At 67.1% G+C, this 15,302-nt stretch carries 14 protein-coding genes; 12 read left to right on the top strand and 2 right to left on the bottom strand.

Translation table 11 applies throughout. The features are described 5' to 3' along the window. Window positions 1-230 precede the first annotated feature (230 nt). From AC5RVZ_RS25515 to AC5RVZ_RS25485, 7 genes are all read left to right on the top strand, one after another. Window positions 231-1,421, top strand: a complete 1,191-nt coding sequence (locus AC5RVZ_RS25515; RefSeq protein ID WP_494068424.1) for an MFS transporter — start codon at window positions 231-233, stop codon at window positions 1,419-1,421. 336 nt (window positions 1,422-1,757) lie between these two features. After that, window positions 1,758-2,573: a matrixin family metalloprotease gene (locus AC5RVZ_RS25510; protein ID WP_494068423.1), complete on the top strand. Its 816-nt coding sequence runs from the start codon at window positions 1,758-1,760 to the stop codon at window positions 2,571-2,573. Window positions 2,574-2,657: 84 nt separating this feature from the next. Beyond that, on the top strand, window positions 2,658-3,875 hold the full coding sequence (locus AC5RVZ_RS25505; protein ID WP_494068422.1) for an MFS transporter: 1,218 nt from the start codon (window positions 2,658-2,660) through the stop codon (window positions 3,873-3,875). 137 nt (window positions 3,876-4,012) lie between these two features. Next, window positions 4,013-4,297 (top strand): DUF1540 domain-containing protein, encoded by a 285-nt coding sequence (locus AC5RVZ_RS25500; RefSeq protein ID WP_493977268.1) that lies wholly within the window; start codon window positions 4,013-4,015, stop codon window positions 4,295-4,297. A 289-nt stretch (window positions 4,298-4,586) separates the two neighbouring features. Then, window positions 4,587-5,369, top strand: a complete 783-nt coding sequence (locus AC5RVZ_RS25495) for a glucose 1-dehydrogenase (RefSeq protein WP_494068421.1) — start codon at window positions 4,587-4,589, stop codon at window positions 5,367-5,369. A gap of 309 nt (window positions 5,370-5,678) precedes the next feature. Then, entirely contained in the window at window positions 5,679-7,577 is a 1,899-nt protein-coding gene (locus AC5RVZ_RS25490; RefSeq protein ID WP_494068420.1) for an FAD-binding monooxygenase, read from the top strand. A 124-nt stretch (window positions 7,578-7,701) separates the two neighbouring features. Beyond that, entirely contained in the window at window positions 7,702-8,274 is a 573-nt protein-coding gene (locus AC5RVZ_RS25485) for a CueP family metal-binding protein (protein ID WP_494068419.1), read from the top strand. A gap of 65 nt (window positions 8,275-8,339) precedes the next feature. Here the strand turns inward: AC5RVZ_RS25485 and AC5RVZ_RS25480 are convergent, their stop codons facing one another. Continuing rightward, the gene (locus AC5RVZ_RS25480) at window positions 8,340-9,245 is read right to left on the bottom strand and encodes a LysR family transcriptional regulator (RefSeq protein WP_494068418.1); all 906 of its coding nucleotides are present in this window, start codon (window positions 9,243-9,245) and stop codon (window positions 8,340-8,342) included. A gap of 117 nt (window positions 9,246-9,362) precedes the next feature. On the opposite strand from AC5RVZ_RS25480, the gene AC5RVZ_RS25475 reads away from it, so the two are divergent. From AC5RVZ_RS25475 to AC5RVZ_RS25460, 4 genes are all read left to right on the top strand, one after another. Continuing rightward, window positions 9,363-11,033: an amidohydrolase gene (locus AC5RVZ_RS25475; protein WP_494068417.1), complete on the top strand. Its 1,671-nt coding sequence runs from the start codon at window positions 9,363-9,365 to the stop codon at window positions 11,031-11,033. 79 nt (window positions 11,034-11,112) lie between these two features. Continuing rightward, window positions 11,113-12,090, top strand: a complete 978-nt coding sequence (locus AC5RVZ_RS25470) for an ABC transporter substrate-binding protein (RefSeq protein WP_494068416.1) — start codon at window positions 11,113-11,115, stop codon at window positions 12,088-12,090. 9 nt (window positions 12,091-12,099) lie between these two features. Next, the gene (locus AC5RVZ_RS25465; protein WP_494068415.1) at window positions 12,100-13,086 is read left to right on the top strand and encodes an amino acid ABC transporter permease; all 987 of its coding nucleotides are present in this window, start codon (window positions 12,100-12,102) and stop codon (window positions 13,084-13,086) included. After that, on the top strand, window positions 13,083-13,958 hold the full coding sequence (locus tag AC5RVZ_RS25460) for an amino acid ABC transporter ATP-binding protein (RefSeq protein WP_494068414.1): 876 nt from the start codon (window positions 13,083-13,085) through the stop codon (window positions 13,956-13,958). Before AC5RVZ_RS25465 ends, AC5RVZ_RS25460 begins: the two co-directional genes overlap by 4 nt. Before the next feature lie 98 nt (window positions 13,959-14,056). Here the strand turns inward: AC5RVZ_RS25460 and AC5RVZ_RS25455 are convergent, their stop codons facing one another. Continuing rightward, window positions 14,057-14,728: a DNA alkylation repair protein gene (locus AC5RVZ_RS25455; RefSeq protein WP_494068413.1), complete on the bottom strand. Its 672-nt coding sequence runs from the start codon at window positions 14,726-14,728 to the stop codon at window positions 14,057-14,059. Between the two features lie 437 nt (window positions 14,729-15,165). Between AC5RVZ_RS25455 and AC5RVZ_RS25450 the strand changes: the two genes are divergently transcribed. After that, window positions 15,166-15,300 (top strand): hypothetical protein, encoded by a 135-nt coding sequence (locus AC5RVZ_RS25450; protein WP_493988910.1) that lies wholly within the window; start codon window positions 15,166-15,168, stop codon window positions 15,298-15,300. Window positions 15,301-15,302: the final 2 nt, after the last annotated feature.

Below are 15,302 nucleotides of genomic sequence, written 5' to 3'. Positions count from 1 at the left end.
ACCGGGCAGAAGGAATCCCGCCCCGGCCCGGGCCCGCCCGCGAATAATGACGGCGCCGGCGCCCTCCGGGTAAGTCATCAACGGAGGCGAGGATCGCTTCGGCTAGGGTGGCTGGGAGGATTTCCCCCTGCCCCCAGCACGACCCGAAGGAGCCAGCCACGGTCCGCGCATTCGCCTCCCGGCCGGCCTTGCCGTGGGTGATTCTGGGCATCGCCATCCTGGCTCTAAGCTTGCGTGCACCGATCATCGCGCCCACCGCCGTCGTCGGGGACATCCGGGCCGACACCGGCCTGTCGGCCGCGGGGGCGGGTCTGCTCACGGGCCTGCCGGTGCTGCTCTTCGCGCTGGTCACTCCCCTGGCGACACATACGATCCGGCGCTGGGGCCCGGAAGCCACCGTGGTGCTGTGCCTGGCCGGCGTCCTGGCCGGAACCGTCATCCGCTCCCTGGGCCCGGTATCGGCGGTGCTTGCAGGCACGGCAATCATCGGCGCGGCACTTACGCTAGGCAACATCGTGGCTCCGGTGCTGATCCGCCGCGACGTGCCCTGGAACCGCGTTTCCGCTGTCACCGGCGTCTACTCGGCCACGATGAACGTCGGGTCCATGGCGACCCTGCTGGGCACCGCACCGCTCGCCGCGCTCGTCGGATGGCGGTGGGCGCTGGCGGCCTGGGGTGTGTTGGCCGTCCTCGGCCTCGCCTATTGGCTGCCGACGGCGCGACGACGGCGCGCGGCGTTGGCACCCGGGCCGGTCGGCGCGTCCGGTGAACCGCCCGCCAACACCGCCGCGGCCAGACCCGCTGGCAACGATCGTTCCGGGACGGCGGCGGTGCCGCGCCCGGAAACCGGCGGCGGGCGCCGCAACAGGTGGATCATCGGGTTGCTGACCTTGGCCTTCTGCGGCCAGTCGGCCGCCTACTACGGAACCACCACCTGGCTGCCCCTGCTGCTGTCCGAAGTCCGGAGCATGTCCATTACCGCCTCCGGAGCCACGGCCTCTCTCTTCCAGGTGGCCGCCATTGTCGGCGCTTTCGGGGTGCCGCTCGTGGCAGCACGAACCCGGCTCTGGGTGCCGACGGCAGGCATCGCCATCTTGTGGATGACACTCCCCCTCGGCCTGCTCCTGGCACCCGACGCCTACATTCTCTGGTCCATCACGGGCGGGATCGCCCAGGGCGGCGGGTTCACGGCCATCTTTTCGATCATTCCGCGCGTGGCCCGCAGCGACAACGAGGCGGCCTCCGCCTCTGCCCGGATCCAGACGGGCGGATACCTTGCCGCGACCTGCGCTCCGCCGGTGGCCGGATGGCTGAACACGGTAACCGGCGGCTGGACCGCTCCGCTGCTGCTTGTCCTCGCGTGCACGGTGGCTTTCGCCGCGGGCGGCCTGCTGGCCGTGCGGGCGTCCGAGCGGCAGTAGGCCGCGGAATTATTTCTGGCCTGCCCCGCCAACAGGTGTCAAGACGCTGGTGAACCCCTCTGATGAATCGTATAATTCTGCTGCTGTCGTCGTTCGGCGATGCCGAATTGGGGTAGTTGGGGGAAGCAGATGCAGCACCGGGCAGAGGGACTGGCGAGGGACCCATCCCCCGGCGCGAAAACCCCGTTGAAGCAGCCGGATGTTAAGCGGTCACCCAGCGGGCGAATCCCGCAGTGGGCGTTGGACGAGGCACTGGGAACCCCGTCCCCGCCCCGGCCCGCCGAGGGGCGCGCTGCCGGCAGGCCGTCGCTTGCGGCAAAGTCCCGCCCGCGTTCCGTGCAGCGGGGTACCTCCCCGCGCGGCGCCAGCCGCCTGTCGACCGGGCTGGCCCTCGCCTTCGTCATCGCCCTGTGCTTCGCCCCGGGCGTGTTCAGCCGGCACGTCATGCCGGCGGTCGCCCCCTACCTTCCCGGCGCAGACATCCCGCCCCGCGGCGTCGAGGCCTCCGCCAGCCCCCTGGGCCAGCCGCCCGCCGTCGCGGAGTCGGATGCCTACGAGTTGTACGCAACACCGCCGGAGTCCTCGCAGCCCTTCCTTGCCTATGACCCCTGCCGCCCCATCCACTACGTGGTCCGCCCGGACAATGCGCCGCCGGGGTCCGACACGCTCATCCAAGAAGCCATCGCCGAGGTCTCCGCGGCCAGCGGACTGCAGTTTATTTACGACGGCCCCACTGACGAGGCGTTCGCCGAGGAAGGCCGCGAACGCTTCCAACCGGAGCGGTACGGCAAGCGGTGGGCGCCGGTGCTGATCACGTGGTCGGATCCCGACGAAGTGTCCCGACTGGACGGAGATATAGCCGGCCTTGGCGGCAGCTCCTCGGTCGGCGCTCGGGGAACCCCGCACGTCCTCGTGGCCGGCCAGGTCACCTTGGATGCGCCGGCGCTCCGGAACGTCCTCACGTATCCCGACGGGCGGGAGCTTGTGCGCGCCGTCATCATCCACGAGCTCGGCCATGTGCTGGGGCTGGCGCACGTGGATGATCCGGAGCAACTGATGTATGCCGGGGCGAACGACGTGACGTCATTGGCCGACGGCGACCGGGCGGGCCTGGCGCTGCTGGGCACCGGGCCGTGCGTGCCGGAAGTATAGGCCGGCGGCATAATCAGGACTGCTGGTCTATCCGGAACGCTGGGACAACGAGGACCGGCCCAGGCAGGCTAGGAGGCCGTCCGCATGCAGGAGAAGCTGTGGAGCAGGAACTTCGTGCTGGCCATCGGCGCGAATCTGTTCATCTACATCGTGTTCTACCTGCTGATGACGTCCATGGCGCTCTACGCGGCCCAGCGGTTCCTGGCATCCGACGCCGGGGCCGGCTTTGCGTCCAGCGCCTTCATTCTGGGGGCGCTCTTCTCGCGGTTCTTTGCCGGGCCCCTCATCGACAACGCGGGCCGGCGGCGGATGCTGCTGATCAGCCTGGCCGCCTTCGTCGCGGCTTCCCTCTTGTACATTCCGGCGGACTCCCTCGCCTCGTTGGTGGCCCTGCGGCTGGCCCACGGTGTGGCTTTCGGCCTCGCCAACACCGCCGTCACGGCCGGTGCGCAGGCGCTGATTCCGCCCGCCCGCCGCAGTGAAGGCACCGGCTACTTCGCCGTTTCCACCACGCTGGCAACAGCCCTCGGGCCGCTGCTGGCGGTGGTGCTGGTTGTTGACGGTAGTTACGAGGGCGCGTTCCTCTTCTGCGCGGCCTGTTCCGTCGCGGCTTTGGCGGTGACCCTGATCCTGAGACTGCCGGAAGCGCCACCGGCGCCGGCCGCCGTCGTCAATCAGCGCGGTCCGGGCGGCGAGCCGGAAAGGGAGCGCCGGACGCCCGCCGTCCTGCTCGGAAAGGTGTTCGCGCCGGAGGTCCTGCCGATCACCACGGTGCTGCTGGTGAGCGGGCTGGCTTTTTCCGGCATCCTCTCGTTCCTGACCTCGTATGCGGAGGCGGCGGGCGCGGCCGATGCGGCGGCGCTGTTCTTCATGGTGTTTGCCGCCGCGGTGCTGGTGTCGCGGCTGACCGCCGGCAGGGTCCAGGACCGCCGCGGCGACAACGTGGTGCTGTATCCCGCGCTGGCGCTGTTCGCCGCCGGCCTGGCGCTGCTGTCGCTCGGGCCGGACACCTGGATAGTCGTCGTGTCCGCGGTGTTGAGCGGCCTCGGGTTCGGGACCCTGCTGCCCGGAACGCAGGCCATTACCGTCCGGCTGGTTGCGGAACGGAGGTTCGGCACCGCCCTGGCCACCTACTACCTGATGCTGGACATCGGCACCGGCTTCGGCCCGGTGCTGCTGGGCCTGCTGGTGCCGCTGACCGGCTTCGAAGGAATGTACGGCTGGCTTGGCCTGCTCATGCTCGCCTGCATCCTGCTGTACTACCTGGTGCACGGCAGGACGGCCAGCCGGGCGGCCGCCTGAGCCGAGGCCGGCGCCGGCGGGCGTGCCGGAATTACCTCACAGTCTTATGCCTTTTTGATCGGCCGCAACGCGCCTACCGTAGTGAGTGAGGCCGTGCAACCCGGGGCGGCCCCAGGATGGAAGGAAGTGCCATGACCGTGACTTCACACGTCAGCGAATGCGCAGTGACCAACTGTTCCTTCAACGATCACAGCGAATGCAACGCCGCCGCAATCACCGTGGCGGGCGGCGAGAACCACGCCGAATGCGCCACGTTCATTGATACGGGCGTGCACGGCGGACTCCCCAAGGTGCTGGCCAGCGTCGGCGCCTGCCAGCGGAGCGAGTGCACCCACAACGACCACCTGATGTGCCAGGCACCCGAAGTGCACGTGGGTCCCGGCGCGGACAACGCGGACTGCCTCACGTACGAACACCGGTAACGAGGGCCTCGCGCGGGTTTCGTAATAACCCAGGCCGCGCTCCCATCGGCCCTCGCCTGCGGAACCACCTGCCGCGCCGGCATACCACGGCCATGGCCCGTGCCCGCGCACTCGTCGTCCGCCGCCCGGAGCCCGCCGCCCTGATCCGACCATGCCCCGGGCCTACCCGTTGGCGCGCCGCGGTCGCCGACATCACACCCATTTCCGGAATGCAACCGGTTTTTATGCGTTTGCATAGATGTGGGCACCTGTACGAGCGCCCACTCCATTCAGGAAGAGGGAAAGTATCATGCAGAGATTCTCTGGCAAGTCGATCATCATCACTGGCGCAGGTTCGGGCCTGGGCCGGTCGGCAGCACTGCAGATCGCCAAGGAACAGGGCAACCTGACCCTGGTCGACCTCAACGAGGCCGGCCTGAAGGATGCGGTCGAGGAAATCCGCCAGGTCGCTCCGGACGCCGACGTCCTGACCGTCACCGCGAACGTGGCAGACGAGTCCGCCGTCGAGAATTATGTGGCCCAGGCCGTCGAGCGCTTCGGCAGGATCGACGGCTTCTTCAACAATGCCGGCATCGAAGGCAAACAGAATCCCACCGAGGACTTCGGTTCCGACGAATTCTCCAAGGTCGTGTCCATCAACCTTAACGGCGTCTTCTACGGCCTCAAGCACGTCCTGAAGGTCATGAAGCAACAGGGCTCCGGCGCCGTCGTGAACACCGCATCCGTCGGCGGCATCCGCGGCGTCGGCAACCAGTCCGGCTACGCAGCCTCCAAGCACGGTGTGGTCGGCCTGACCCGCAACTCCGGCATCGAATACGGCCAGTACGGCATCCAGGTCAACGCCATCGCGCCCGGCGCCATCATGACCCCGATGGTCGAAGGCTCGCTCAAGCAGATGGACCCGGAGAACTGGGAAGAGGTCGGCAGGGGCTTCGTCGAGCCCAACCCGATGAAGCGCTTCGGCAAGCCCGAAGAGGTCGGCCAGCTGGTCGCCTTCCTGCTGTCCGGCGACGCCGGCTTCATCAACGCCGCCGTCATCCCGATCGACGGCGGCCAGTCCTACAAGTACTGATATCTCCAGGTGGGGAGCCGAGCGGCACCGCGCGGCACCCCGCCGGAGGGCGATCACCCGGGAGGACGACGGCGGCGCGCGAGCACCGCCGTCGTCCTCCCGCTTGAGGATGCAAGCGCCCGTGCGGGCCACGGCCGAACCCGGGAGCCCGTGTCCGCCCGGACTACTGCGGGTTACCCGGTTTACTTGTTAGCTGCGTCATGTTTGCCGTACAGTATCTGCAACCGAACGGTTATTCAGTTATAGAACCCGGTGTTCAAATATAGAACACCGGCGACGGCCGCAGATGCAATAGAAGTGAGGACACCCGTGCAGTTTCACCACCACGGTTACGTATCCGGAGACCCGCGCGTCAAGCCGGCAGCCGGCGTAGGCATCGACCGCCCCGAGGAGCTTCCCGACGAGGTCGACGTGCTCATCGTGGGCTCGGGTCCGGCGGGCATGCTCGCGGCCGCGCAGCTGGCCCAGTTCCCGAACATCACCACGCGGCTGGTGGAACGCCGGGACGGACGGCTGGTCCTCGGCCAGGCCGACGGCATCCAGGCCCGGAGCGTGGAAACCTTCCAGGCCTTCGGCTTTGCCGAGCGCATCACCGCCGAGGCCTTCTGGCTCACCGAGATGAACTTCTGGCGCCCGGGCACCGAGAACCCCAAGCACATCGTCCGCGGCGGCCGCGCGGTCGACGACGAGATGGGCATCAGCGAGTTCCCGCACCTGATCGTCAACCAGGCGCGCGTGCTGGACTACTTCGCCGAGGTCGCGGCCAACTCGCCCACCCGCCTGACGCCGGACTACGGCTGGGAATTCAAGACCCTCGAGGTTGCCGACGAGGGCGACTACCCGGTGAAGGTGACGCTGATCCGCAGCGCCGGCCCGGACGCCGGCTCCGAGCGCATCGTGAACGCCAAGTACGTGGTGGGTTGCGACGGCGCCCGCAGCAAGGTCCGCGCCGCGATCGGCAGCACCCTCGCCGGCGACAGCGCCAACCACGCCTGGGGCGTCATGGACGTGCTGGCCCAGACCGACTTCCCGGACATCCGCACCAAGTGCGCCATCCAGTCGCACGACGGCGGCTCCATCCTGCTCATCCCGCGCGAGGGCGGCTACCTGTTCCGCATGTACGTGGACCTCGGCGTAGTGCCCGACGACGACAACGGCAAGATCCGCCAGACCTCGATCGAGCAGATCATCGCCAAGGCCAACGAGATCATGACCCCGTACACGGTGGACGTGCGCAGCGTCGCCTGGCACAGCGTGTACGAGGTGGGTCACCGCCTCACCGACCGGTTCGACGACCTGCTGCCCGAGGACGTCGGCACCCGCACGCCGCGCGTCTTCATCACCGGCGACGCCTGCCACACGCACAGCGCCAAGGCCGGCCAGGGCATGAACGTCTCCATGCAGGACGGTTTCAACATCGCCTGGAAGCTGGGCCACGTGTTGGAGGGCCGCAGCCCGGAGAGCCTGCTCTCCACCTACTCCGCCGAGCGCCAGGTGGTGGCGAAGGACCTCATCGACTTCGACAAGGAATGGTCGACGATGATGGCCAAGAAGCCCGAGGAGTTCGCCGATCCCACGGAGCTCGAGGACTTCTACGTCCGCACCGCCGAATTCCCGGCCGGCTTCATGACCGAGTACGCCCAGTCGATCCTGACCGGCGCGCGCAGCCACCAGGACCTGGCCACCGGCTTCCCCGTCGGCAAGCGCTTCAAGTCCGCCAAGGTCTCCCGCGTCTGCGACACCAACCCGCTGCACCTGGGCCACCTGGCCGAGGCCGACGGGCGGTGGCGCATCTACGTCTTCGCCGACCAGGCGCAGGCCGGCGAGTCCACGGCCGTGGCCAACCTGTCCGAGTGGCTGGTGACCGCACCGGATTCCCCGCTCGCCGCCCGGCCGGAGGGCGCCGACCTCGACGCCTGGTTCGACGTGAAGGTGATCTACCAGCAGCATCACGAGGAGGTGGACATCAACGCCGTGCCCGCCGTATTCAAGCCCCAGGTGGGCCCGTTCCAGCTGACCAACCTCGAGAAGGTCTTCGGCACCGCCAAGGACGAGGACATCTTCGACGCCCGCGGCATCTCCCGCGACGGCGCCATCGTGGTGGTCCGGCCGGACCAGTACGTGGCGAACGTGCTGCCGCTGTCCGCGACCGCTGAGCTGGCCGAGTTCTTCGCGCCCCTGCTGAAGGCCCGCGAGCCGCAGCACTGATCCACCCTAAAATGGAAGAACGACGACGGCGCTTGAGTGCCGTCGTCGTTCTTTTCTTGAGAACAGATCACCACCGTTGGCCCCGCGCTGCCCGTCTCCCGGGCGCGGGAATGAGGAGATGGATATGAAACGGCCCGTTGTCGCCGCCGCGGCGCTTGGCCTGATGCTGACTGCCTGTGCCCCGGCCCCCGGGGCCACCCCCGCAGGGGTGACCACGGACGCCGAATTCCTCGCCGGCTTCGGGCTTGAGGAGATGGACGCGGTTGGCATCATCGACCACCTCGACCGGTTGGACACTGCCGAACGGCCCACCGACCTGATGGCATCTGTCCGGCAGGGCGATTTACTGCTCACCGACGGCCAGAACGAGGTCACACTGGACCTGCCCGAGGACCGCTCCTACATCTCGGTCGCCCCGTATCTCACGCAGACCCACGACTGCTTCTACCACAGCCTGACGACCTGCCTTGGCGAGCTGGGCAACGAGGACATGAGCGTCAAGATCGTCGACGCCACCACCGGCAAGACGCTGGTGGATGAGCGGAGGGAAACCTTCAGCAACGGGTTCGCAGGGTTCTGGGTTCCCGGCGACATCCAGGGCACCATCGAAGTAACGTACGACGGGCACTCCGGCTCGGCGGACTTTTCCACGACCGACGACAGCGCCACCTGCATCACGGATCTCCGGCTGACCTAAGGACGCCGGGAGCTTGCCCTTGAGCACCCACCGGGTCCGCGGGCGTGTTCCCCGGTCCCCAAGTCTCAACCCTCCGGCCGCAACAAGTTCTCGCAGCACCCCACTAGTTCCTCGACGAGGTCCGCGGGTGCGTCCTCAGCCGACAATGCCATGAGCCTCCGGGAAAGCTGCAGCTCGGGCACCTGCACGGCCGTCACGCCGGTTGGCCGTGCACCCATCGCCAGTTGGGGCACCATAGCTGCCCCATGGCCGGCCGCGACCAGCCGCAGCGTCGCGTGGAAGTCGTCGCTGGAAGCCACGATCCGCGGGTGCAGGCCAGCGTTGGCCAGCACTGCGTCCACTACATTCGCGTCGCTGGAACCGCGCAGGTGGATGATCCAGGGCATGGCGCCCAGCGTGTTGACGTCCATCCGCTGGCCCTCCCGGTACCCCGCCGCGGCGGGAACAACGACGCGGAACGGGTCCTCCCCCAGCCAATGCCGCGTCACGCCCTGGGGCAGGACCAGCCCGGATTCCCCCACTTGGTACACGAGAGCCGCATCCAGCTCCCCACCGGCGCGCACGCCGGCCACGACGGCACTCGGTTCCCCGATGGAGATTTTCAACTGAGCACCCAGCTCCCGCCACTGCGCTGATTCCAGAACATCCCCCAGGATGAACGTCGCAGCCGAGGGGAATGCCCCGATGCGAAGCTCGCGCACGGTATCTCCGCTGGCGGCCGCCCCCGCGGCCAACAACCCGTCGACGTCGCGCAACAGCTTCACCGCATGTTGACCCACCGCATGCGCCGCCTGCGTGGGCTGCACGCTGCGTGCGCTGCGCACGAACAACCGCGTACCCATGTCCTTCTCCAGTGCGGACATCTGCTGGGACACCGCCGAGGCCGTATATCCGAGCCGGTTGCCGGCCGCTGTGAAGGAACCGAGCCGCAGCACTTCCACCAGGGTGCGCAGGTGGGTCAGGTTGAGCATTAGCGTTCCTTGAACTGAGTTAGTCGAATCACCACTGTGTTGTACGTCATAGTTTGCTACACCGTCGCTTAGAGTGTTGCGAACGGGACGCAGAAGTTCCGCAAGACACGCTTGGGCATGCCGCATTCCGCGCTAGCATGCCGCAAAGGATTAGGAATGCTTGAGCAACGCCTGTACGTCAATGCCACGTTCTACACCCAGTGGTCCGGGCTTCCGCGGGCCACCGCGCTGCTGGCCCGCGGCGAACGCATCCTCGCCGTGGGCACACCCGAAGAACTGCGCGCCCACGCCACCGGAACATTGGAAACCATCGATCTCGGTGGCGCCACAGTGGTTCCCGGCCTGACCGACTCCCATATTCACACCGCGAACTTCGCCCGCGAAATTGCGGCCTTAGACCTTCGCGGCGCCACCAGCCTCGAGGACGCCCTGGACAGGGTTCGGCACTACGCAGACGCGCTGCCGGAAGGGGCGTGGGTCTTCGGCGGACGCTGGGATTTTAACGCCTGGGACGTGCCGGTACAACCGGACCGCAAGGCGCTTGATGCGGCGACGGGAGGCCGGCCCGCCGCATTGCCGAGCATCGACGGGCACACGGTTTGGGCAAACACCTCGGCGTTGGCGGCCGTCGGCATTGATGCCGCAACGCCAAATCCCGTGGGTGGTGAAATCGTCCGCGACGGCGACGGCCATCCAACCGGCATCCTGCGCGAGACAGCCCATGCCGCGCTGAGCGACATCATGCACAGTGCCGAGGCCGGGGACTTGGAGGCTCAGCTCGCCGAGGCCCAGCACCGCCTGCTAGCCGTCGGACTCACTGGCATCCACGACTTCGACGGCGAGGACTGCCTGCAGGCCTACCAGTCTCTGCGCGAGAACGGCAACCTTCATTTGCGCGTACACAAGGCGATCCCGCGGGTCGCCTTGGATCAGGCGATCGACGAAGGCCGGGCCACGGGCAACGGCGACGCCTGGCTGCGCACCGGCCCGGTGAAGCTCTTTTCCGACGGCGCCTTGGGTTCCCACAGCTGTCACATGAACCAACCATTTCCCGGCGAGGACGGAAACACCGGCATCGAGGTCATCCCTTACCTGGACCTGCTCTCGCTCGTTCGCCGGGCGGCCGGCGCCGGCATCGCGGTCGCAACTCACGCCATCGGGGACCGCGCCAACCAGTTGGTGCTGGATGCCTATCAGGACCTGGTGCGCAACCCGCTCGACGCCTCTTCCGGCATTTCGGGCCGCACCGAACGAGCAGCCAGCCGATTGCGGCACCGCATCGAACACACGCAGCATTTGCGCCCCGCGGACGTGCAACGCGTGGCACGCCTCGGCATCGTGCCCTCCATGCAGCCCACACACTGCACTTCCGATATCCCGCTGGCCTCCACCCTGCTCGCTGGCCGCGAATTGGCCTCTTACGCTTGGCGCTCGCTCATCGACGCCGGCGCACTTCCCGCTTTCGGCTCCGACGCGCCCGTGGAACTACCCGACCCTCTACACGGGATTCATGCCGCCGCGACCCGGCAGAACGGTGACAACGAGCCCGCCGGCGGTTGGCAGCCAGGCGAGCGGGTGAGCGTGGACGAGGCGATCGCCGGCTTCACCACCGGCGCCGCGTACGCCTCCGGGGAAGAGGAGACCAAGGGCCGGCTGCGCCCCGGGATGCTCGCTGACTTCACCGCCCTCGGGGCCAACCCCTACGCCGTCGACCCCGACGAGCTGCGCGACATCCCGGTCATGGCCACCGCCGTCGGGGGATCCCTCCGGTACCGGAGGGACCGGTAACCGACCCCTCCCCCACACCCTGCCGGCCACACACGTCCCGCCCACCATCCGCTCCACCCACCCGCACCAAGGAGACCGTATGAACACCACCCGAGTCCGCACCCTCCGCTCCGGCTTCCTGGCATCCGCCGCGTTGCTGGCTCTGCTGGCCACCACCGCCTGCGGCGGGCAGTCGCTTTCCTCTACCGACGGCGATGCGTCCGGCGACGACGGCACATCCTTCAGCCCCGCGCCGGCACCCGATGAGGACCTGGCCAAGTCCGTCATCGACGGCATTACGCCCAACGCCGATTTGACCGCCGCCCTGCCCGAGTCGATCAAGGCCGAGGGCATCAAAATGACCACCTCCGAGGGCTACCCGCCCATGGAACTGCTCGCCGAGGACGGCAAGACGCTCATCGGAGTAGACCCATCCCTCGGCAGGGCGATCGCGAACAAGCTCGGCGTAAAAATCACCATCAACAACGAGGACTTCAACGCGCAGATCCCGGGCATCACCACCGGGCGCTACGACATCATCATGTCCTCCATGACCGACAACGAAGAGCGGCGCAAGACCGTCACATTCGTGGACTATGTCCAGGCCGGCAACGGCTGGGTCGTCAAGAAGGGCAATCCCGCCGGCATGGGTGACCCGTCGACGGCGTGCGGCAAGACGGTGGCCGTCGTGGACAACGGCTCCTCGCTCGCCCTCGCGGAGGGCTTCGACAAGGACTGCAAGGCCGCCGGGAAAGACGGACTGGAGATCCTGAAGTTCTCCGGCGACCAGGACGCCATCCTGCAGGTGCGCAACGACCGCGCCGACGCGGGGATCAACGACTACCCCGTCGCCGCCTACCGCGCGCAGACCTCCGAGGGCGTCCTGGAAGCCGTGGCCATCGAAGGCGATGAAAGCGTCTGGGGCATCGCGATGAAGCAGGATAACAAGGAACTGATCGACGCGATGCAAAAGGCCCTGCAGGAGCTGATTGACGACGGCAGCTATGGGAAGATCCTCGCCGCCTGGAACGTCCAGCAGATGGCGATCGACACTGCCACAATCAACGACGGAAAATAGGGGGCGCAGATGAGCCAAGCGCTCCGACGCAGCAATCGGCCCAGGCAGCTGAGTGGGCCCGACGGCACCCCCGTAACCGTGGTCCCGCTCCGCCACCCCGAGCGGTGGATTTTGGGGGCGCTGGCCGTGGTGGTCTTCGCCTGGCTGGCCTTCACGCTGGCCACCAACCCCAACATCCGCTGGGGCAAGGTCGCCGAGTACCTCTTCTTCCCCAAGATTATCGACGGGATCTGGGTCACCCTGATGATCTCCGTGCTCGCCACGGTGCTCGGTCTGGTCCTCGGCGTCATGCTGGCGGTCATGAAGCTCTCGCACAACCCGGTGCTGAACTGGCTATCCACGCTGTACATCTGGTTCTTCCGCGGCACCCCCGTGCTGGTGCAGCTGATCTTCTGGTACAACCTGGCCTTCCTGTTCCCTTCGCTGATCATCCAGATCCCGTTCACCAACATCGGCTACATGTGGAACACCAATGACGTGATGACCGGGTTCAACGCGGCGTTGCTCGGGCTAGGGCTGAACCTTGCGGCGTACTTCGCTGAAACGGTGCGCGCCGGCATCCAAGCCGTCGACGCCGGCCAAAGCGAGGCCGCGTACGCGCTAGGCATGACCCCCGGCAAACGGATGCGCAAGATCGTGCTGCCGCAGGCGCTGCGCATCATCATCCCGCCCACCGGCAACGAGTTCATCTCCATGCTCAAGACCACGTCGCTGGTCTACGTAGTCGCGGGCAACGACCTGATGACCAACGCCAGCCAGATTTACAAGCAAAACAACCTGATCATGGAACTGCTGATCGTTGCGTCGCTCTGGTACATGGTCATGACCGCGATCGCAACCTTCTTCCAGTCCAAGCTCGAGGCCCGTTTCGGAGCCGACGCCGTGCGCTTGGTCCGCAGGCCGGGCTTCCTGCTCAAGACTGTCACGGCCAAGAGAACGACGGCGGAACCGCGCGCGGCGGATGATGTCGCCACGGCCGGAAAGGATCTCCCATGACTACCGAACCCAATAGCCTTTCCGCCTCCCCTGCACCCCGCGCCGGCGAACCTGTCTCCGCGTCATCCCCCGCGACGGCCGCCGGCGGTACCGCCTCCACGGCGCGGGCGCACAAGCTGCACGTGGAATCGCACGGCGTCACCAAGTCCTTCGGCGCCCACCAGGTGCTCACCGGCGTGGACTTCACCGTCGCCGCCGGCGAGGTCAACTGCATCGTCGGGCCCTCCGGCTCGGGCAAGTCCACCTTCCTGCGCTGCCTGAATGCGCTGGAGGCGTATGACGACGGCACGCTGCTGGTCCACGGGCGGCACGTCGGGTACGAGTACCGGAATGGACGCTACTACGAGTGGACCCCCAAGCAGTTCGCCGCGTTCCGCTCGCGCATAGGAATGGTCTTCCAGCGTTTCAACCTCTTCGGACACCTGACTGCCGAGGAAAACGTCGCCTGCGCGCTGACCGAGGTCCGAGGCGTCTCCAAGTCCGCCGCCCGCACCCGGGCATTGGCTGAACTGGCAAAGGTGGGCCTGGCCGACCATTCACAGAAACGCCCGCACCAGCTTTCCGGCGGACAGCAACAGCGCGTGGCGATTGCGCGCGCTCTGGCCATGGACCCCGAAATCATGCTCTTCGACGAACCCACTTCCGCACTGGATCCGGAGTTGGTCGAGGAAGTCCTTGAGGCGATGAAGGCACTCGCCCGTGCAGGCATGACCATGGTGGTGGTCACCCACGAGATGGGTTTCGCACGTGAGGTTGCCGATATCGTTCATTTCTTCGACGCCGGGACCATCGTCGAATCCGGGGCGCCGGCTGATGTGCTCGCCAACCCGCAGATGGAGAGGACGAAGGCGTTCTTGGCGAAGGTGCTGTAGGCGACGGCGGCTGACCCTTGAGTCGCCGTAGCCGCCTAAGACCCGCTGAGGGGGCGACTCCGGTGCGGGTTTTCCCCAACGGCGCCGCTAACGAGCGCTCAGGCTTTCGCCCGCCTGTTGACCATCTCGTTGATCCAAATAGGTGCATACGGGGACGTGCAGTTCGGCGGCGTCGGGTAGTCCTTGAGCACCCCGAGGCGTTCGCCAATGTCGATCGCGCGGGCGCGGTGCTCGGCGTGCTCGATGCCGATCTGGGCGAGGGTGTGGTTCATCGCCCACTGCAGGCGGTTCGGCGCGTCCTTCATCTCCGCCTCGACGGTGTCCAGGAGTCCCTCGAGGTCCAGGCCCTCGGGCTTTTTCGCCACCCGTTCCGTGGTCAGCGCCCACCCCGCGCTGGCCACCACCGGCTCCGCGTCGCCGGTCCAAGCCACGCGGAGCTCCTCGGCGTGCGGACTCTTCTTGACCACGTAGTTCACCAGCCAGTCGTGCACCTTGGGGGCGCGAGCCTCGCGCAGCATGGCGTCCAGTTCGTCGCGTCCAAAATCCTTCGGCCGGCAGACCAGCAGGGCCAGCAGCCGGGCCGCCGTGTTGCCCGTGGCCCACAGCCCGCGCGCCAAATCCTGCTGGGTTTTCAACCGCTTGGCGACCGCGCGCAGCTTGCCAAGGTTCACGCCGTGGTCGTCGCCGCGCTTCTCATTCGCTTCGCGCACCTTCGGGTCCTCAAGCGCGGCCAGCTCGGCCATCACCTCGGTTATCGTCGTCTCGGACATCCACCCTCCCGGTTACTCACGTCTGAGATCCAGCGTAGTGGTGTTTCAATCGCGGGCGCTCAGGTGCTCCAAGGCCCAGGGGGCCGGGTGTTCCACGCCTCGCCGGGCTCTGATGCTTTAGGCCCCTGTGCCCTGGTGATCCAAGCCTCACGGCCCTCGCCAGGTCCTAATTCAAAGGCACCGGCGTCGAAAACGGCCTATATCCGACAGGACGACGACTTTATCGGCCCGTTTCGGCGTTTTCGGCCGCTGTCGATGGGACCAGGATGCAGGGCTGCCCTCCGACGGCGCATATTCCCGCTGACGTGCGACAACGTGCACCACCGAGGGCCATCAAAGCGCCCGCCTGACGCGGAATGGCGTATGGTCAAGGGTACGGAACAAAATCTTTGTTCCCGTTAGAGCGCAGCAATCTTGCTGGCGCCAAGGAGGCACTCATGGCCGACAAATCTCCCCGACAGACCGCTTCAAAGAAATCGGGCAAGTCCATCAAGGAAAAGCGCAGCGACAAGAAGGCCAAGGCCGCCGGCGCCGCAGCCTCGGAGACCCTGACCTCCATCAAGAAGCGCTGAGG

This window comes from Arthrobacter sp. Cza30, from assembly GCF_059090765.1.
This window is presented reverse-complemented; position numbering and strand designations above follow the sequence as displayed.

Bases quoted from the DNA above. Each gene is read 5' to 3' on its own strand.
- AC5RVZ_RS25465 (WP_494068415.1), top strand. From the start codon at position 12,100: ATGAGCCAAGCGCTCCGACGCAGCAATCGGCCCAGGCAGCTGAGTGGG.
- AC5RVZ_RS25505 (WP_494068422.1), top strand. From the start codon at position 2,658: ATGCAGGAGAAGCTGTGGAGCAGGAACTTCGTGCTGGCCATCGGCGCG.
- AC5RVZ_RS25475 (WP_494068417.1), top strand. From the start codon at position 9,363: ATGCCGCATTCCGCGCTAGCATGCCGCAAAGGATTAGGAATGCTTGAG.
- AC5RVZ_RS25495 (WP_494068421.1), top strand. From the start codon at position 4,587: ATGCAGAGATTCTCTGGCAAGTCGATCATCATCACTGGCGCAGGTTCG.
- AC5RVZ_RS25460 (WP_494068414.1), top strand. From the start codon at position 13,083: ATGACTACCGAACCCAATAGCCTTTCCGCCTCCCCTGCACCCCGCGCC.
- AC5RVZ_RS25450 (WP_493988910.1), top strand. From the start codon at position 15,166: ATGGCCGACAAATCTCCCCGACAGACCGCTTCAAAGAAATCGGGCAAG.
- AC5RVZ_RS25470 (WP_494068416.1), top strand. From the start codon at position 11,113: ATGAACACCACCCGAGTCCGCACCCTCCGCTCCGGCTTCCTGGCATCC.
- AC5RVZ_RS25485 (WP_494068419.1), top strand. From the start codon at position 7,702: ATGAAACGGCCCGTTGTCGCCGCCGCGGCGCTTGGCCTGATGCTGACT.
- AC5RVZ_RS25480 (WP_494068418.1), bottom strand. From the start codon at position 9,245: ATGCTCAACCTGACCCACCTGCGCACCCTGGTGGAAGTGCTGCGGCTC.
- AC5RVZ_RS25455 (WP_494068413.1), bottom strand. From the start codon at position 14,728: ATGTCCGAGACGACGATAACCGAGGTGATGGCCGAGCTGGCCGCGCTT.